Origin of the sequence: Streptomyces sp. NPDC006925, assembly GCF_042869575.1 — a bacterium.
Taxonomy (GTDB): domain Bacteria; phylum Actinomycetota; class Actinomycetes; order Streptomycetales; family Streptomycetaceae; genus Streptomyces.
Genome location: NZ_JBIAGB010000004.1, coordinates 216,065 through 232,532, shown reverse-complemented (window position 1 = coordinate 232,532; position 16,468 = coordinate 216,065). Strand labels below are relative to the sequence as shown.

The window sequence follows — 16,468 nt, the reverse complement described above, 5'->3', positions numbered from 1 at the left end:
CTGTCACCTGCGGACTCCACCGGGGCGCAGAGCGTCGCCCCGCAGGTGGTCACACCCCGGGCTCCGCCGGAGTGCCCGCGTGGCGGCGCAGCTCCGCGACGATGCGGGCCAGGTCGGCAGGGGCGGCCGCGAGGCGCACCGGCGTGCCCGCGTCGTCGAGTTCGGCGATGTGCCACTTCCTGGGGACGGCTTCGCCGTCGCCGCCCCGCAGAGGGCGCACGGTCCGCACCGTCAGCCGCTCCACCGGCAGCGGCTTCACCGCGAACCGGCCCGGGCCCCCGTGGGGAGCCACCGCGGGCGGGCCGTCGCCGAGAACGATGTGGCTGCCGAAGCCGTTCGGGTTGTAGTCGGTGTGCTCCAGGAAGCGTGCGGTCAGAAAGACGTCACCGCGCGCCGCTGTCCCGCGGGCCGCGGAGGTCTTGGAGGTTCCGGTCGCCGCGGCAGCCGCCCCGGACTCCGCGCCCGTTCCGGTGCCCGTACCCGCTGCCGCCTCGGACCTGCGGATGCGGGTGGCGTGCCAGGCCCAGGCGAACAGGCCCGCGCTGAGCGCAGAGCCGCCCCCCGTCCAGGCCGTCACCCCGGGCGAGGCCAGGAAGTCCAGCGGGTGGAGGTAGCAGAGCGGCAGCAGCCACCCGGCGGTGCCGGCCAGCGCGCCCGCGAACGGCAGCGCCGAGGGGATGACCTCGTCCTCCGGCAGTCGGCGCCCGCGCAGCCCCATCAGGATCCGCGCCCCGGGCAGGCCCGCCAGGAGCAGGCACCCGGCCGCCACCATGACCACGTCCCCCGCGCCGGGGAAGTGCTCGCGCCACACGTGGCCCGCCCCCGAGACCTCCCGCACCCCGCGCCGCCAGACGGTCAGTTCGACCCGGTCACCGGCCTCGAAGTCGAGCGCGGCCTCGCGTGAGACGCCGAGCCGCTCCAGCGGACGGCCCTCGGTGAAGTACAGCCAGCTCCGCTGCTTGGGACGGTTGGCGTCCGTCCGCTCGATCTCGGCCCGCAGCGTGGTCAGGCACTCGCCGCGCTCCGCGGTGGGCGTGGCCGCGGTACAGGGGACGGCAGCCTCCCAGGCGCTCTTCTGTGCCTCGGCCGTCGGTACGAAGGCGAGCGCGGTGCCTGTGCCCGCCAGCAGCAGTGCGCACAGGGCCAGCGACCCGGCCCAGCTGCGTCCGGCGGTCCGGGCCGAGACGACGGGAACGCGGTCGGTGCGCGGGGCCGAGGCGGGCGCGTAGCGGCGGTGCAGTGCGCGCAGCGCCGCCAGTTTGGCCTCGAAGTCGGGGAGCTCGGCCGCTGAGCGACATTTGGGCAGCGGCAGGAGGCGCTTGCGCCGGCCGCGCAGCACCACCACGATGCGGTGGGTCTCCGGGACGCGCCAATTGTTCGTGTGCATCCGACGAACTCGCAGGCCGGAGATGTCGCTCCACGGTATGTGCCGACGGCGCAGCAGCGAGCGGAGGTGCACACCGTCCGCGTCCGCGGTCACCCGGTGGCTGACCGCGTGGAGCATCGCGAAGCCGAGTAGCGCGACCAGCGGACCGATCCCCGCCCAGGGGTTCGGAGGCGTCCCCAGGTGGATCGCGCGGGCCGCCTCCAGACCGGTCACGGCGGTGCCGAGCCCGGCGGAGAGCCACAGGGCGCGCCGCCACGGCGCGGAGCACGGCACTTCCCACGTTTCGGTCATGACTGCGATTCTTCCGCGGCCCGGCCGGGCGCGCAGCTGCCCCCTGCGGCAGCCTCCCGCCGGGCCAAGCTGCCGGTGCCTGGAAGGGAGCGCGGGCGAGGGGGCCGGGTGTGGCGAGCGGCCGGAAGCCGGCGGCCTGCGTGCCTCCCCTGCCGTCCGTCGGCTCGTCGAGGGGGCCGGCCCGTCGGAAAACTCCGGGAGGCGTGAACTTTCCTCGCAGAGGCGGCATCCAACTCGGCGTATCCGCCAACGTGATCAGCAGCAGAGGGAGTTTCCGATGCGTTCACGCCTTTCCTTCCGTTCCTCCCGTCTCGCCCTGGCTGCCGCCGGTGCGGCGGTCCTCGCAGCCACCGGCGCGGCGACGGCTTCCGCTGCCGCCGCCCCGGACAGCGGCGCACGCGCCGAGGCCGCCCAGCAGGACGGTCAGCAGGGCCGAGGGGGGCAGGCGTGCGGTACCGACGACCTGAACTTCACGGTCAGCACGGAGACCCAGGCCGGGGGCTACTACCTCGTCACCGCCAAGGCCAAGCCCGGCATCACCTGCTACCTGGAGGGCACCATCCCCTCCGCCTCCTTCGGCTCCGCCGCCGACACCCAGGCGGCACCCGCCGAGCAGGCGGTCACCGACACCGTCGAGCTCTCCGGCTCCACCGTCGCCTACGCCGGTATCAGCCCCAAGACGACCAGCAACGACGACGGCAAGGAGCTCGGCCGGCTCATCCTCGCCGTCGCCGGTGACGAGTCCCACCCCGTCAGCTTCCAGCTCCCCGAGACCGTCCGGGTCGACCGGCCCATCACCACCAACTGGCACGCCGACCCCGCCGACGCCGTCCCCTTCGCAGCCTGACCGCGCACCGGACACCGGTCGGAGGGCAGCATCCGCGGTTCCGGCCCCCGGGACCCGGGGGGCGCTCCGGCTCCGGGGTGGGCCGTCGGGGGGGGGCGGACCCGAGGAGGGGAGGGGTCCGCGCCCGGACCCGGGACCGCGGCGTCCCGGGAGGCGGCGCGGAGTCGGCGGACATGCGGCCTCCGACGGGTGCGGTGGCCGAGACGCAGACGGGTGGTCACGGTCGGGGGGCGACCGCGGCAGCTGTCTCCGTGCCGCTGCCTCCGTGCCGACCGCGGTCAGCGCGTCGAGCACGGCCAGGGGCGTGGTGTCCGGCTCCAGCCCCTCGTCTGGCGGGTCGCCGGCAGCGTCCGACGGCACGGGTTCCGCACCCGGCAGCAGCCGCCCGCGGCCGGAGACGGCCGAAGGCGCGGGTCCGGCTCAGTCCGTGGCCGAAGGCGGGCCTGCCGCGTCGATCTCGGCGACGAGTGCCTCGACGCGGGCCCTGATCGCCTCGCGGATGGGGCGTACGGACTCCACACCCTTCCCCGCGGGGTCCTCCAGCGCCCAGTCGAGGTAGGTCCGGCCGGGGAAGACCGGGCAGGCGTCGCCGCAGCCCATGGTGATGACGTAGTCGGACGCCTGGACTGCCTCGGGCGTGAGCGCCTTCGGCTGCCGGCCGGAGATGTCGATGCCGGCCTCGCGCATGGCTTCGACCGCCGCCGGGTTGACCCGGTCGCCGGGGAGCGAGCCCGCGGAGCGGACCTCGACGCGGTCGCCCGCGAGGTGGCTGAGGAACCCGGCGGCCATCTGCGAGCGCCCGGCGTTGTGGACGCAGACGAACAGCACGGACGCGGCGGGGGTGGAGGGCATCGGTTCATCCTTCGCGGATCGGGCCGCCGGCTTCGTGGCGCGGCGGCTTCGCGGTGCGGCGGCTTCGCGGTGCGCGCCCGCTTCGCGGTGCGGCGGCTTCGCGGTGCGCGCCCGCTTCGCGGTGCGGTCCGGGCGCTGGGACCGGTGGGTGTCGGGAGGTGCGGGCGAGCGGCCCGGAACGGTCTGCGGAAGGCGCCCGCACGGGTGGCGGGCCTCGGGCGGGGACCGGACCGCCCCCGGAGAGCGGCGGCGGCCACGGATCGGTCTGGCATCAGCTTCGAGTGATGTGACAGTATCAGCGCATGCTGACGTCAGTCGAGACTGATCTGATCCGCGTCCTGGCCGACCCGCTCCGGATGACGCTCGTGCAACTGCTCGCCCGGGAGACCCTGTGCACCACGCACCTGGTCGAGGAGACCGGCGCGCGCCAGACGAATCTCTCCAACCACCTGCGGGTGCTGCGCGACGCCGGAGTGGTGGACACCGAGCCGTGCGGCCGGTTCACCTACTACCGGCTGCGGCCCGATGTCCTCACCGCTCTCGCCGGGCAGTTCGCCGAGCTGGCCGAGACCGCCCGCGCCACCGCCGCGGCCGACATCAAGAGGGCCTGCCCATGAGCGCCACTGAAGAGACCACCGGGCCGGCTGTGGATGACACCCGCACCGCAGGCGGAGGCGTGGTCCGCGGACTCTCCACCCTCGACCGCTTCCTGGCCGTATGGATCCTGACCGCCATGGCCGTCGGCCTGGGCCTGGGTCGGGCGGTCCCCGGGCTCGACGACGCGCTGTCCAGGGCCGAGGTCGGCGGCATCTCGCTGCCGATCGCCGTCGGTCTGCTGATCATGATGTATCCGGTGCTGGCCAAGGTCCGCTACGACAGGCTCGACGCGGTCACCGGCGACCGGAAGCTGATGGTCTCGTCGCTGGCACTCAACTGGCTCCTCGGTCCGGCCGTGATGTTCGCCCTCGCGTGGCTCTTCCTGCCCGATCTGCCCGAGTACCGCACCGGGTTGATCGTCGTCGGCCTGGCCCGCTGCATCGCCATGGTGATCATCTGGAACGACCTGGCCTGCGGCGACCGCGAGGCCGCCGCCGTGCTCGTCGCCCTCAACTCCGTCTTCCAGGTCCTCGCGTTCGGCCTGCTCGGCTGGTTCTACCTCGACCTGCTGCCCCGGTGGCTGGACCTCGGCGACGGGCAGGGGCTGGACGTCCCCGTCTGGCACGTCGCGCTGAACGCCGTCGTCTTCCTCGGCATCCCGCTGCTGGCCGGATTCCTCACCCGCCACCTCGGCGAGAAGAGGCTGGGCCGCGGACCGTACGAGCAGAACGTCCTGCCGCGAATCGGGCCGTGGGCGCTCTACGGGCTGCTCTTCACGATCGTGCTGCTCTTCGCGCTGCAGGGGAGGACGATCACTTCCCAGCCCCTGGACGTGGCCCGGATCGCGCTGCCGCTGCTCGTGTACTTCGCGCTGGTGTGGTTCGGCGCCTTCGCGCTCGGCAGGGCGATCGGCCTGCCCTACGACCGCACGGCCACCCTGGCCTTCACCGCCGCGGGCAACAACTTCGAGCTGGCCATCGCGGTCGCCATCGCCACCTTCGGCGTCACCTCGGGCCAGGCCCTCTCCGGTGTCGTCGGCCCGCTCATCGAGGTCCCGGTGCTGGTGGCGCTGGTCTACGTGTCCCTGGCCTGGCGCGGGAAGTTCGCCACGCGGTGACGCGGCGAGCCGCCGGCCCGGTTCCGCGGGGTTCCGCGTACCGCAGGCACGGTTCCGGGCTCCGTGCGGTTCCGGCTCGGCCGCGGCGGGCTCAGATGATCGCGGGGCTGCGGCGCTCGACCAGGACGACGTCGCGCCGGCGGCCGTGGTGGCGGCCGATCCGCTCGCGGGTGCCGATGCCTCGGAACCCGGCGCGGGCCTGGACGGCGGGGCCGGCGGTGTTCTCCGGGAGGATCCCCGACTGGACGGTCCAGGTCCCGGCGGCTTCGGTGGAGTCGATCAGCGCTTCGAGCAGCGCTGCGGCGACGCCCCGGCCCCGGGCGGCGGGGTGGACGTAGACGGAGTGTGCCGGCGGGCGAGCGGGAGGACGCGTGCGCCGGATGGGGCCGGCCGGGCGGTCCGGCATCAGCCGGCCGCCGGCCCGGTCGTCAGGATCTGTCCCATCGCGGCGAGCACGGACGGGGTCACCCGGTAGTAGACCCAGGTGCCGCGCCGCTCGGAGAGCAGCAGTCCGGCCTCCTTCAGCTTCTTCAGATGGTGGGAGACGGTCGGCTGGGAGACTCCGACGTCGGAGATGTCGCACACGCACGCTTCGCCGCCCGGATGGGAGGCGACCGTCGAGAACAGCCGCAGCCGCACCGGGTCGCCGAGCGCCTTGAACATCCGCGCGGCGGTCTCGGCCTCCTCGGCCGTCATGGGGCGCTCGGTCAGCGGCGGGCAGCACGGCACCACCTCGGCCGGTGGGGTACTGGACTTCGACATAACCCTATTTTGACACGGATCGAAGCAGTGGCCCGAGGAAGCGCGAATACTGGTTCGACGGATATCTATGTTGACGAGGGTCGAAGCAGGTGTCACGCTGGCGAGGGCAGAACATAGACAGACATCGAATCAGCGGGGCCGGTGGGGCCGCTGCCCCCACACCGTCATGACCGGCAGCGGAGCCCCTGCCTGCGCCGCGTCCCCCGCCCTCGCCCCCGCCTCGGAGGAGTCCCGCGTCATGAGCACCCAGCAGATTCCCGTCGTGGTGATCGGAGCCGGCCCGGTCGGCCTGGCCGCCGCCGCGCACCTCGTCGAGCAGGACCTCGAGCCCCTCGTCCTGGAGGCCGGTCCGTCCGCCGGGACGGCCGTTCGCGAGTGGTCCCACGTGAGGCTGTTCTCCCCCTGGGGCGAGGTGACCGACCCCGCGGCGGAGAAACTGCTCGCCCCCACCGGCTGGGCCGAGCCCGACGCGGCCGCCTACCCCTCGGGCGGTGACTGGGCGGAGCAGTACCTCCAGCCGCTCGCCGAGGCGCTCGGGGACCGGGTCCGCTTCGGCGCCACCGTCACCGGCGTCGCCCGGGCCGGGCGCGACCGCGTCGTGGACACCGACCGCGAGGCCCAGCCCTACGTCGTCCACGTCCGCTACGCGGACGGACGCGAGGAACGCGTCACCGCCCGCGCGGTCGTCGACGCCTCCGGCACCTGGGCCATCCCCGGCCCCGCGGGCGGCAGCGGACTGCCCGCCCTCGGCGAGCAGGCCGCGGCCGACCGCATCACCTACCGCGTCCCCGACCTCGGAGATCCGGCGGTACGGGCCCGATACGCGGGCAAGCGCACCGCCGTCCTCGGCTCGGGCGCCTCCGCCTTCACCGCCCTCGCCCACCTGGCCGACCTCGCCGGGACGGACGACGGCGCCGGCACGAAGGCGGTGTGGCTCCTGCGCCGGGGCATCTCCGGCTCCACCTTCGGCGGTGGCGAGGCCGACCAACTCCCCGCCCGCGGCGCCCTCGGCCTCGCGGCCAAGGCCGCCGTCGACGGCGGACACGCAGAAGCGGTCACCGGCTTCCGCACCGACACGATCGAGCGGGCAGCCGACGGCCGTCTGGTGCTGGTCTCCGAGGACGGGCGGCGTCTCGAGCCCGTGGACGAGGTGATCGTCCTCACCGGCCTCCGCCCGGACCTCTCCTTCCTTTCCGAGATCCGCCTCCACCTGGACGAGCGCCTCCAGGCACCGGCCGAACTCGCCCCGCTGATCGACCCGAACGTCCACTCCTGCGGCACCGTCTACCCGCACGGCCACCGCGAACTGTCCCACCCCGACCGGGGCGTCTACCTCGTCGGCATGAAGTCCTACGGCCGCGCCCCCACGTTCCTCGCGCTGACCGGCTACGAGCAGGTCCGCTCCGTGGCCGCAGCCCTCGCCGGAGACCTCGCATCCGCGGACCGCGTCGAACTCACCCTGCCCGAGACCGGCGTGTGCAGCGGCACCGGTCTCCCCGCCACTCCGGCAGCCGAACAGCCGCCCGAGGGTGGCTGCTGCGGTTCGTGACCGGCACGCTTCCGCGGGTACCGGCACGCTTCCGCGGGCACCGGCACGCTTCCGCGGGTACCGGCACGCTTCCGCGGGCACCGGGGGCGTACTGCCGGTGCCCGGCCGGCGCAAGAGAGGGGGCGACACGAGGGTGTCAGTCCTGGCGGACGCTGAGCAGATCGCCGGGCTGGCAGTCCAGTTCGCGGCAGATCGCGGTGAGGGTGGAGAAACGGATCGCCTTCGCCCGGTCGTTCTTGAGAACGGAGAGATTGACCACGGTCACCCCGACCCTGGCCGCCAGTTCGGACAGGGTCATGCCCCGCTCGGCCAGCAGCCGGTCCAGATGGATCCGGACGCGGTGCTCCTCTTCCGGTGGCATCAGATCAGTCCCTCGGTGTCGGCGCGCAGCTTCGTACCGCGCCGGAAGACTTCTCCCAGCGCCAGGATGAGGAAGGCCAGCAGCACCTGTTCCCCGGTGAAGGTGACCGAGAACGGTATCTGCTCGGCCATGGGGGAGCCACGCACCAGCATTTCCGTGGTGAGCGCCGGCAGCACCGGGGTGAGAACGGCCTGCACCAGCACCGTCAGCCCGAGGGCGCTCAGCCGCCGGGCGTTCGCCGGTACGAAGATGTCGCCGCCGCTGAGGGTTCGGGCCACCTTGAAGAGGAGCACCAGGACGAGGAGCAGGAACAGGCTGCCCACGACCCCCGGAAGGGCGAGCAGCAGCCGCTGACCCAGGTCGGGGTCGGCGAAGACGAGCTCCGCCTGCCGGGTGCCGGTGAGGGTCATGCCGTGGCCCGTCACCGCGGCGGACACCTTCTCCGGTATGCGGGCCGCCGTCTCGGGCTCGACCTCGACGGTGTCCATCGGACCATCCCTCAGCCCGACGATCCCGAGCGCCGGAAGCAGCACCCCGAAGACGCCGACCAGGACAACAGCCAGGCCCAGAGCTGCTTCCAGAAACCGGCTGTCGGTCCGGCTCCACCAGGACTTGGTGCCCATGATCTCCCCCTGCCCGCAGTGACATATCGTTTGTCGATGGTATCGACAAACGATATACCAGTCGTCAGGTGGAGGTACCCGGGGGAGCCTGCTCACCGTCAACAACCTGCCGCCGGCTGGAGGGAAGGCGTACTCGCGGCGGCCCGTCGAGTTCCCGCCCTTCGTCCTCCGGCCGCAGTGTTCGACCGCCCGGCGCTCAGTCCTCCTCGTCCCCCTCGTCCTCGTCGTCGTCGAAGACCTCGTCGATGACCTCGGCGGCCACGAAACCCCCGGCCACGCCGACGGCGACGCCCGCCGCCGCACCGGCGACGACGGCACCGGTGCCGGGCCCGGAGCGGTGATGACCGTCGTGCGAGGCGTCGTGGTGGTGGAGTCCATGGCCTTGGTGCGGCACATGCCCAAAGTGGCCTGCTGCGTGGCCGCCGCCATGGTGCTCGACCATCTGCTGCACCCAGGAGTCGACTTCGGCGTTCCAGTCGACGTGCTCGACGCCTTCGTGGCTGACCGCGAAACGGTTGACGGCGTCGTGTCCCTCGGAGAAGAGCCCGCCGCGCTTGTCGGCCTCCAGGACGACCTCCATACCGCCCGGGGCGGCGAGGAAGGTCACCTCCACCTCGTTGACGGCGTGGGCGTACTGCGGGGCGGGGGAGAGTTCGATCTCCTGGTAGAACGGCAGCGTCTGTCCCGTGCCGTGGATGTGGCCCAGTTCCAGGTCCGCGGACTTGAAGCCGAAACCGAGCTGTCCCAGGGCCTCCAGCACCCCTTCCTGCGCGGGCAGCGGCGCCACCCGCAGGGGGTCGAGGTCGCCCTTGTCCCTGGCTCCCGCGACGGCGAGCTCCGTTCGGATTCCGAGGGCCAGGCCGAGGGGCTGGCCGTGCAGCTCGGTGATCGGCGTCTCCCACGGAAGGGTGACGGTGAACGGTACGCTGCGGCGCTCGCCCTCGGCGAGCCGGAACCCGCCGCCCACCGTGAGACGGTCGAAAGCGATCACGCCCTCGTGCTCCTCGTCACCGTGTTCCGCCTCGACGCGGGCGACGAGTTCGAGAGTGATCTGCTCGATCTCGCAATCGGCGGAGCCACCTTCGAGATGCACCTGGCCGGTGAGCGGACCACCCGGCCGCGCCGGTCCGTCGTCCAAAACCGTGTCCACCGAGGGGCCGCCCACCCCGAGAGCCCCGAGAAGCCGTTTGAACACCATCGCGGGCGTTCTCCTTCACTTGTCTGCCGACGCTTGAGTGCGGGCAGTCCCGCCCCGGCCACGGGGCGTGTCCGCCGCAGGTCCCACGCTACGTCAGGCTTCTACACCACTGTAGTTTTCAAGTCGCCACCGATGCCGGTGTTCCCGCCGCCCGTCGCGCCGTTGCAGAGACCCGGCGGCCTCGACCTGAGGAGAGGAACGGGCGTGGGCCGCGGGACGACTGCGTCACCGGCCGCGCCTGTCGTCGACCTGCCGTTGACGGCAGGTCGAACCGATCAGCCTGCCGGGCGGCCCCGCCGCTGCCGCTCGCCGTGCGTCCCGCCCCCCGTCCGCCGACCACCCCGGAAGAACCAGGGCATGTCCGGTTCCATCAGCGGACGGAACAGCTTGCGCACCGGAGACGTGCACAGCAGCGTCATCATCGCTGCGACGAGCACCGTCAGGGCGGCACGGCTCGCCGGGTGATCCACCCAGTCCAGGCTGTACCAGTCCAGTTCGCGGGAGAGCTGGATCGGATACACGTGAAGCAGGTAGGCGTACAGCGTGCCTGCGCCCAGAGTGGTGAACCACAGGTGCCGACGGGGAACCCAGGCCAGGAAGCACGCCGTCAGCGCCAGGCCGCAGCCGAAGACGGCCAGGACCATGGTCGCGCCGACCCAGGCGGGGACCCCCATCTCCTCCGCCGACTTCTCCCGCAGGAACCAGCCCGAGGACATCCGCGGCACCGCCCAGTAAGCCAGCAGCAATGCACAGGCCACCACCGGCACCGCGAGCCACCGGGCCGCACGCTGCTGCACGAGTGCGAAGTGCTCCGGCCGCAGTTGCAGCCCCAGTACGAAGAAGGGCAGGAACTGCGCGACGCGCATCAGGTCCAGGTCGTTGCCGACGCTCGGCGTGACACTCGCACCGACGGCGATCGCCAGCGCCACGGGCACCGGCCAGCGCAAGTTTCTCCACACCGGCGTGGTCAGTCGCCACACGAACAGGGCGACCAGGAACCAGAGCGCGAACCCCGGCTCCTCGTAGTGGAACTCCCGCTCCGGGTCGTCGAGCCACCGCATGAACAACGTGTAGACCGTCTGGAACGCCAGATACGGCACCAGGACGCCCGTCACCAGTCGCGCGATCTGGCGTGGGGTGCCCTCGTAACTCCGGGAGAGATAGCCGGAGATGATGATGAAGGCCGGCATGTGGAAGGCGTAGAGCGTGACGTACAGGGCGCCGGCGGCGCGGCTGTCGCCCTGCATGGGCGCCCACAGATGCCCGGCCCCGACCAACACGATGGTGAGGTACTTCGCGTTGTCGAGAAACGGATCGCGGCGGCCGGACGGGCGTCCGGCTGTCGTGGATGCAGGTAGCGCTGACGGTCTCTCCACCGGCGATGCGGGGGGTGCCGGGCGGGCGGAGGGCAGCGGTGCTCGCGTATAACCAGCCTGCAACATTATGAGCACGATAGCGGTCAAGTCTGTGTAAGCACATGGCCGGTAGGGCACATGGGTTCGTTCGGCGGATATGTCCGTGTCCCCGTGCCGCCACCCGGCTGGAGCCGTGGGACTCCCCCGGGGGTCGGTCCACCCGCCGTGCTTCCCCCTCTGCCCCCTCTTCCTCGTCGCGGCGCATCGGGTGCCGTCCGCGTGCTCCGCCGAGATGGATCTTGTGGGCGCAACGGAGACGAACACCGAGACCGCCGAACGACGAGAGCCCCGATCCAGGACAAGGGCCCCGACCGCTCGGTGGTCGGGGCCCTTGTCCTGGATCGTCTCCGCCGCGCTGGTCCGCGTGTTGCCGGACGTGTTGTGACCTGTGGCCGATCGGTAAGGCAGACGCCGCTTGAACTGGGGCGGACGGGTTCGAATGAGACCGAAACTGAGGCCACCTTCTTCCGCTGATTCCCTCGAGAGCGTGGATTGCAGCTCATGAGGCATGCCGACCGGCCGGGATGGCAAACACCTCTGGCATGACGATCACTGCTGCTGATCCTGTGACCATGTCTTCGCAGGCTTCCTGCCCCGTCTACCGATGGTGCCAGGACACGGGCGATCACCACTCACATTTGGGTCTCGTCGCCGAGGTCCCGTCGGGCGACACGGTCTGGCCTCAACATCTGGCTGCCTGGGTCCACGATATTGAGGGCGATGGGGAGCTGGTCGCCAGCGTTACGCACTTCGGTGACAGCGACGACCTCGACGCTGCCGGGCTGCGAATCCACGCAGCTCGTATCGCTGCCTTTGCCCGCCAGGTCCTGCTGACAGCCGATGAACTCGATGCGGGAGGCGGTCGGCTGGTAGCCAACCCCGAATCCGAACAGAAGCGTCGTACCTGGACCATCGCCTTCGACGAGGGCGGCAGCATCTCCGGCTACCTCCCCCCGTGGGCCGAGAGGAGCAGCACAGACGCATATGCGGAGAAGAAGCTGCGCCCTGACCGCCTTGGCCTCCTGGTTGACATCGACCACTGGCTCAGCGTCGAAGGCGTGGAGATGAATGTGGCTGGGCCCGGGTTCGACGATCCGGCAGAGCCCGAGGAACTGTTTCGCGGACACCTCCAGGTTCGTCCCTTCGACAAGGAACCGAGAGCACGCGTACCGCACGTTGATCTCCAGGTCGTAGACGGGCGTTGGATGGAGAACTTGACCCCGGCCGATCTGACCGAAATCTCCGATAAGCTCCGACTGCAGGCAGAAAGACTCGACCAGGTGCGGGCGCAACTCGTTCAAGCCCGGGCCGACTGGGAGGCCAATGCGTGAGTCGGCCCGGAGATCTCCAGCGAGCGTCGCGTCCTGCGCCTCCCCATAGTTGCGTCTACTTCGTCCGCCCAGCCGTTGGAGCGTCGCCATGTATCCCTTCGACGCATGTAGCAAAAGTAGGTGCGAGCGGCGCAACATTCGGTTGACGCGGTGCCCGTCTGCGAGTCCCAGCCGGAGGCCGGCGCTACAGAGAACGAGATCGTGGACAGTTGGGACTGTGCCCACGACCGCAGACAGGCCGCCGATTTCACATCGACACGCCAGTTTTCGGGAGTATGGATGTCGACGGTGTCCCACTCGGGACGGGTGCCGGCTATGTGGGCCTTCCAACATCGGGGTACGTAGTGGGACGCTCGCTGCAGGACGCGCCGCTCGTGCTGCTCGACGGGGTGATCTCGGCTCTGGACCGGGTCGGTGAGGCGCGGCGCGCGCCGGGATCGAGCGGCTGATAGCGGGCCGGGCAGTGGGGTGATCGCGCATTGCGTACGCGCCGTCCGCGCCGGGTCGTCTGCCTGGGAGGGTGACCGCATCGTCGAACGTGCAACCACGACGAACTGCTTCGGTGGGGCGGGCGTACGCCCGGTACTGGGACCTCACGCTCTCACCGGGCGGCCCGGCGGTGGTCATGGCTGACGCTGAACCTCGCTCTGCGCCCCTTCCCTTACGCTCTTAAGGGGCGAAGTGGAAAACCGTAAGGGGGGCGACACGGGTGACCGACCTTGCCGTCACGGACGACGAGTTGGCTCAGCTCATCTCCGACCTGGATGCGATGGAGCGGTACCTCAAGCGGAAGATCGAGAGGATGGACGGCCTCCTCGATCTCGTGGGCAACAACTGGCGCGGCACCACGGCCTTGGCGTTCAAGGACCTGCAGCGCGGTGTCACCGACGATGCGCGGACCGTTCGTGAATCGCTCATCCTCATCGAAGAGGCGGTGAAGATGAGCCGTGACGGCTTCACCGCCCAGGAGCTCGAGACGCTGCAGAAATTCCGCAGTCTTCAAGCGAGCATCGAGGGCAGCGAGCGGCTCCTGGACATGGCGGACGCCAACCCGGAGGGGGGCGCGCCGAAGAGCAGGCTGTCGGAGCTGTAATTCGTACTCCCACGGCAATCGATGCTGCGAGCTGCGGTGACACGAGGGGGCTTCATGACGGATGACGACGACCACATCACGGTTGACTTTGCCACTCTCCAGCGTCTGTCAGGCGAGATGGAGGACATACTCAAGGACCTGACGGAGAAGCTGGAGACTCTCTACCGCCGCTCTGAGCGTGTCCTCCTCTCCTGGCACGGGGAGGCGCGTGAGATGTGCATCGACACTCTGGACGAGTGGGACCGCTCCATGCAGGACTTGGAGGGCGCCGAGCGCTGGCTGCACAGTGTCGTCGTCGACGGGCAGATCAACTACGGTGCAGCCCACCGCGCCGTGGTGCGTGGCTGGAGCGGGAGGTGACAGGGCTGGTCCTCGCTTCCCAGGGCTCGACGGGCGGAGGCGGGACCCGATCTTCGTCCGGGAGTGGTCCGAAGAGCTCCCCGCAGAGCGGAGGCTTCGATGTGAAGCGCTCGGACCTCTATCGGGTCTCTCACTCGGTTGCGGCGCAGCAGGACACCCTCCACAGCGGGATCAACGCGTTCCTTGACGAGCTGGACGAGCACGGCGAGGCAGGCGGTGCGGGAAGCGCTCCCTCGTCCTTCGCGACCACCTACACCCGTGTCGCCACACGATTCCTCGACGTGTGCGGAAAAAGCGTCGTGAGCGTCGGCGGGGCTGCCATTGGATTCACCGTCACAGCGAACAACTACGGCCAGGCCAACGCGGCTTCGAATCCGCGAGGCAAACGCGGCTCGGCCACCCAGCCCGAGCCCCGGGTCAAGAGAAATGTGCCGAAGTACCGCAGCGTCAAACCGCTCGGCTGGAACACCAGCGGGGGAGACAGCCTCATCGACAGCATCCTTGACGGCATCGACACCGGGTTGTGGGCAGTCTTCCGGAAAGTGCTCGAGCGTGCGGTGAATTTCGGCGATGCTGCCGATGTCATGCCGTTGCCTGACTATCAGGCGCTCAATGACATCTCCACGGCATGGCTCATGCCACAGGCGACGGTCGGAACGGTGGGGAGCACGGTCATGGGCTCGGTGGGCTCCATAACCGACCAGTCCAACAGCGAGTGGTACGCGGCCATGCGCACGTTCTGCAGCAGCCTGTGGGGAAGTTCGGCGTGGGGTCAGAGCCGGCACGCTTACGATTGGGGCCACGACACCCCCTCGCCCAAGGGCGGCGCCCATCAGCCGGTCTTCGCGGTCCTCAACGACACGGCGTCCGATATCAGTGCGGCATTAGGGGATTACGCGGAGGCTGCCAAGACGGTCCGTGACGACATGCGTCGCATCTACTACCAGGCAGTGCTGGACGCCCTCCCCGATGTTACCGACGGTATTGGGTTCGACGATTTCAAAAAGATCGGGAAGACCCTTTTCAAAGGGGCGGCGGATCTCTCTTCCGGAATCGTGCTGAACATCGACACGGGTGCACTCGAAGAAGCCAAGCGCCGTTATGAGCGCAGCGTCAACGCGGAGGTGAGCAAACTCGAGGGCCTCATGGACGCCCTCGACGAGGCACATCGCAGCGCCCCGGACTTCCACGCCGAGGAGGCGCGCGCCCAAGCGTTCGCGGCACGTTCACTCAACGAGTTCAAGACGAAGCACACGTACGCTGTCTCTGGCGAAGACTATGACAACCACTTCTTCCCGATAGATCTCGCCGCTCAGGAAGGCATCCACGGTGCACACGCTCTGGACAAGCATGTCGGGAAGACAGAAGATCAACTGGTCCAGCGACTTCGGGACGACTCGGGAGCGGACTCCGCTTCCACTTTCCGCACGCCGACAGCGGCGCAACGCTACACGCAGGCGGTACTCGACGACGTCGACAACGCGGAGAAGGTCGAGAAATGGGTGGAAAAGGTCGAAGCGCGTGAGCGCGCCGGATCACCCAAGAATCCGGAAGCTTCGACGAGAGACATCTCACTCGGCTTCAACGAACCCACGGGAAGGACCATCTCACGTGACGAGTACAACAGACACGGGGACAGGGCCCGGGCGAGTGATTGCAAAGAAGTGAAAGTGGTGTTGAAGTACAAGAAGGGTATAGATCCGCCTTTCGTCGTGCTGACCTCGTATCCGACCAAGTGAGGAGAATGAAGGCGGTGACCGCGTTGACGCCGAGCCGGGACGACTGGGCCGACGCCCTTGCTTCCCTGTACGACCGCAGTCGTGTCCTTGTGGCGGCCGGACCGCGCACGAATGAGGACTGGGCGCACGATGTCAATGCGCTTCTCAACCGCTCGGTGGGCGATCCGCGGGGCTGGCCCACGGTGGACCGGATCGGCGGGGAGAGCACCCCTCGGGGGCCGGGCGACCGTTCCCCCTTCCACTCCTACGAGGACCACGTGCTGCGCGGCTGTCTGGAGCCCACCGACCGGGCGACGGGACGCCTGCTCCTCCTGTCGATGGCAGCGCAGTTCAGAAATGTCGGTGATCTTCCCGGAGGCAGTGCCCATAGATATGCACTCTTCGGAATGACCGGAACTCTGCTGGCACGGTTCGGTGACGACGCCACCTATTGGACGTGCGTGGAGGATTATGAAGGAGAATGCACACCAGACGACTTCTACGTCAACGAGTGGTACGGTCTTACGGATCTCACTCGAGATTTCGGCGTTGTGGCGGTCTCGGAGAGTGAGGTCGGCGTATTCTGGTTCGGTGCGGATGATTGAGTGACCGCGTCTTCGCGTTCCAGTGCGTTCCAGATTCTTTGAAAGGAGAGGTATGCGCACGCGCGCGTCCACTTACCCTGACCGTGAGACAGCACAGTGGGCGACGCAGGAGGCCGTGACGCTCAATGAACAGGCCATCCGCCGGTGGCTCAGCCAGGACATTCGTCCACGGCTCACCATTGAGGCCGCGTGGCCATCCCGCACGGAGCCCGTCGGTAGAGTTCTTTTGCAGGGGATGATGTTGGCCGGGAGGAACTCTATCGAAGTCCGATCCGCACGGATCGTGTTGCGCCGGGAGCGAGAAAGTCGGCACGGTTTCGTCGTGCACTCCTCCTTTCCGATCCACCTCTAGAATCCGGGAA

17 protein-coding genes and 1 pseudogene are annotated in these 16,468 nt (G+C 69.7%); 10 read left to right on the top strand and 8 right to left on the bottom strand.

Translation table 11 applies throughout. The features are described 5' to 3' along the window. Positions 1 to 49: 49 nt before the first annotated feature. Positions 50 to 1,678, bottom strand: coding sequence for a PH domain-containing protein (locus ACFYNS_RS08600; protein ID WP_388601655.1), 1,629 nt, complete (start codon positions 1,676 to 1,678; stop codon positions 50 to 52). Between the two features lie 277 nt (positions 1,679 to 1,955). Here ACFYNS_RS08600 and ACFYNS_RS08595 point away from each other — a divergent pair, with 277 nt between their 5' ends. Further along, the gene (locus ACFYNS_RS08595; protein WP_360300445.1) at positions 1,956 to 2,525 is read left to right on the top strand and encodes a DUF4232 domain-containing protein; all 570 of its coding nucleotides are present in this window, start codon (positions 1,956 to 1,958) and stop codon (positions 2,523 to 2,525) included. Between the two features lie 420 nt (positions 2,526 to 2,945). On the opposite strand, the gene ACFYNS_RS08590 is transcribed toward ACFYNS_RS08595, so the two are convergent. Then, complete coding sequence (locus ACFYNS_RS08590) at positions 2,946 to 3,377, bottom strand: arsenate reductase ArsC (protein ID WP_360300448.1); 432 nt, start codon at positions 3,375 to 3,377, stop codon at positions 2,946 to 2,948. A gap of 302 nt (positions 3,378 to 3,679) precedes the next feature. Between ACFYNS_RS08590 and ACFYNS_RS08585 the strand changes: the two genes are divergently transcribed. Next, on the top strand, positions 3,680 to 3,994 hold the full coding sequence (locus tag ACFYNS_RS08585) for a metalloregulator ArsR/SmtB family transcription factor (RefSeq protein ID WP_360300451.1): 315 nt from the start codon (positions 3,680 to 3,682) through the stop codon (positions 3,992 to 3,994). Continuing rightward, complete coding sequence (gene arsB, locus ACFYNS_RS08580; RefSeq protein ID WP_360300454.1) at positions 3,991 to 5,091, top strand: ACR3 family arsenite efflux transporter; 1,101 nt, start codon at positions 3,991 to 3,993, stop codon at positions 5,089 to 5,091. The genes ACFYNS_RS08585 and arsB overlap by 4 nt, the downstream gene beginning before the upstream one ends. 91 nt (positions 5,092 to 5,182) lie before the next feature. Here the strand turns inward: arsB and ACFYNS_RS08575 are convergent. Together ACFYNS_RS08575 and ACFYNS_RS08570 are read right to left on the bottom strand one after the other, a co-directional pair. Continuing rightward, positions 5,183 to 5,437 (bottom strand): annotated as a pseudogene (locus ACFYNS_RS08575) (GNAT family N-acetyltransferase); the annotation flags it as partial. Between the two features lie 59 nt (positions 5,438 to 5,496). Then, positions 5,497 to 5,853, bottom strand: a complete 357-nt coding sequence (locus ACFYNS_RS08570) for a metalloregulator ArsR/SmtB family transcription factor (protein ID WP_360300457.1) — start codon at positions 5,851 to 5,853, stop codon at positions 5,497 to 5,499. 238 nt (positions 5,854 to 6,091) lie between these two features. Here ACFYNS_RS08570 and ACFYNS_RS08565 point away from each other — a divergent pair, with 238 nt between their 5' ends. After that, positions 6,092 to 7,402, top strand: a complete 1,311-nt coding sequence (locus ACFYNS_RS08565) for an NAD(P)-binding domain-containing protein (RefSeq protein ID WP_388601649.1) — start codon at positions 6,092 to 6,094, stop codon at positions 7,400 to 7,402. A 136-nt stretch (positions 7,403 to 7,538) separates the two neighbouring features. Here the strand turns inward: ACFYNS_RS08565 and ACFYNS_RS08560 are convergent, their stop codons facing one another. The 4 genes from ACFYNS_RS08560 to ACFYNS_RS08545 form a co-directional block, all read right to left on the bottom strand. Further along, positions 7,539 to 7,763, bottom strand: coding sequence for a helix-turn-helix domain-containing protein (locus tag ACFYNS_RS08560; RefSeq protein ID WP_388601646.1), 225 nt, complete (start codon positions 7,761 to 7,763; stop codon positions 7,539 to 7,541). Then, positions 7,763 to 8,386, bottom strand: a complete 624-nt coding sequence (locus ACFYNS_RS08555) for a DUF2975 domain-containing protein (RefSeq protein WP_360299308.1) — start codon at positions 8,384 to 8,386, stop codon at positions 7,763 to 7,765. Before ACFYNS_RS08555 ends, ACFYNS_RS08560 begins: the two co-directional genes overlap by 1 nt. Positions 8,387 to 8,582: 196 nt before the next feature. Further along, complete coding sequence (locus ACFYNS_RS08550; protein WP_360299311.1) at positions 8,583 to 9,584, bottom strand: sporulation protein; 1,002 nt, start codon at positions 9,582 to 9,584, stop codon at positions 8,583 to 8,585. Between the two features lie 275 nt (positions 9,585 to 9,859). Further along, entirely contained in the window at positions 9,860 to 10,960 is a 1,101-nt protein-coding gene (locus tag ACFYNS_RS08545) for an acyltransferase family protein (protein ID WP_388601642.1), read from the bottom strand. A 581-nt stretch (positions 10,961 to 11,541) separates the two neighbouring features. On the opposite strand from ACFYNS_RS08545, the gene ACFYNS_RS08540 reads away from it, so the two are divergent. The 6 genes from ACFYNS_RS08540 (at position 11,542) to ACFYNS_RS08515 (ending at position 16,458) form a co-directional block, all read left to right on the top strand. Next, the gene (locus tag ACFYNS_RS08540) at positions 11,542 to 12,330 is read left to right on the top strand and encodes a DUF6907 domain-containing protein (protein ID WP_360299316.1); all 789 of its coding nucleotides are present in this window, start codon (positions 11,542 to 11,544) and stop codon (positions 12,328 to 12,330) included. 709 nt (positions 12,331 to 13,039) lie between these two features. Then, positions 13,040 to 13,423, top strand: a complete 384-nt coding sequence (locus ACFYNS_RS08535) for a WXG100 family type VII secretion target (protein ID WP_360299318.1) — start codon at positions 13,040 to 13,042, stop codon at positions 13,421 to 13,423. Between the two features lie 21 nt (positions 13,424 to 13,444). Beyond that, complete coding sequence (locus tag ACFYNS_RS08530; protein ID WP_388601639.1) at positions 13,445 to 13,783, top strand: WXG100 family type VII secretion target; 339 nt, start codon at positions 13,445 to 13,447, stop codon at positions 13,781 to 13,783. Between the two features lie 101 nt (positions 13,784 to 13,884). Further along, positions 13,885 to 15,522: an RNase A-like domain-containing protein gene (locus ACFYNS_RS08525; protein WP_360299324.1), complete on the top strand. Its 1,638-nt coding sequence runs from the start codon at positions 13,885 to 13,887 to the stop codon at positions 15,520 to 15,522. A gap of 14 nt (positions 15,523 to 15,536) precedes the next feature. Next, positions 15,537 to 16,106, top strand: a complete 570-nt coding sequence (locus tag ACFYNS_RS08520; RefSeq protein ID WP_360299327.1) for a hypothetical protein — start codon at positions 15,537 to 15,539, stop codon at positions 16,104 to 16,106. A 52-nt stretch (positions 16,107 to 16,158) separates the two neighbouring features. Further along, positions 16,159 to 16,458, top strand: a complete 300-nt coding sequence (locus ACFYNS_RS08515; protein ID WP_360299330.1) for an RNase A-like domain-containing protein — start codon at positions 16,159 to 16,161, stop codon at positions 16,456 to 16,458. The last annotated feature ends 10 nt before the right edge of the window (positions 16,459 to 16,468 follow it).

Excerpts from the sequence above, each read along its gene's own strand:
- ACFYNS_RS08590 (WP_360300448.1), bottom strand. The coding sequence starts at position 3,377 with ATGCCCTCCACCCCCGCCGCGTCCGTGCTGTTCGTCTGCGTCCACAAC.
- ACFYNS_RS08565 (WP_388601649.1), top strand. The coding sequence starts at position 6,092 with ATGAGCACCCAGCAGATTCCCGTCGTGGTGATCGGAGCCGGCCCGGTC.
- ACFYNS_RS08515 (WP_360299330.1), top strand. The coding sequence starts at position 16,159 with ATGCGCACGCGCGCGTCCACTTACCCTGACCGTGAGACAGCACAGTGG.
- ACFYNS_RS08570 (WP_360300457.1), bottom strand. The coding sequence starts at position 5,853 with ATGTCGAAGTCCAGTACCCCACCGGCCGAGGTGGTGCCGTGCTGCCCG.
- ACFYNS_RS08600 (WP_388601655.1), bottom strand. The coding sequence starts at position 1,678 with ATGACCGAAACGTGGGAAGTGCCGTGCTCCGCGCCGTGGCGGCGCGCC.
- ACFYNS_RS08550 (WP_360299311.1), bottom strand. The coding sequence starts at position 9,584 with ATGGTGTTCAAACGGCTTCTCGGGGCTCTCGGGGTGGGCGGCCCCTCG.
- ACFYNS_RS08585 (WP_360300451.1), top strand. The coding sequence starts at position 3,680 with ATGCTGACGTCAGTCGAGACTGATCTGATCCGCGTCCTGGCCGACCCG.
- ACFYNS_RS08530 (WP_388601639.1), top strand. The coding sequence starts at position 13,445 with ATGCTGCGAGCTGCGGTGACACGAGGGGGCTTCATGACGGATGACGAC.
- ACFYNS_RS08595 (WP_360300445.1), top strand. The coding sequence starts at position 1,956 with ATGCGTTCACGCCTTTCCTTCCGTTCCTCCCGTCTCGCCCTGGCTGCC.
- ACFYNS_RS08560 (WP_388601646.1), bottom strand. The coding sequence starts at position 7,763 with ATGCCACCGGAAGAGGAGCACCGCGTCCGGATCCATCTGGACCGGCTG.
- ACFYNS_RS08540 (WP_360299316.1), top strand. The coding sequence starts at position 11,542 with ATGACGATCACTGCTGCTGATCCTGTGACCATGTCTTCGCAGGCTTCC.
- ACFYNS_RS08555 (WP_360299308.1), bottom strand. The coding sequence starts at position 8,386 with ATGGGCACCAAGTCCTGGTGGAGCCGGACCGACAGCCGGTTTCTGGAA.
- arsB (WP_360300454.1), top strand. The coding sequence starts at position 3,991 with ATGAGCGCCACTGAAGAGACCACCGGGCCGGCTGTGGATGACACCCGC.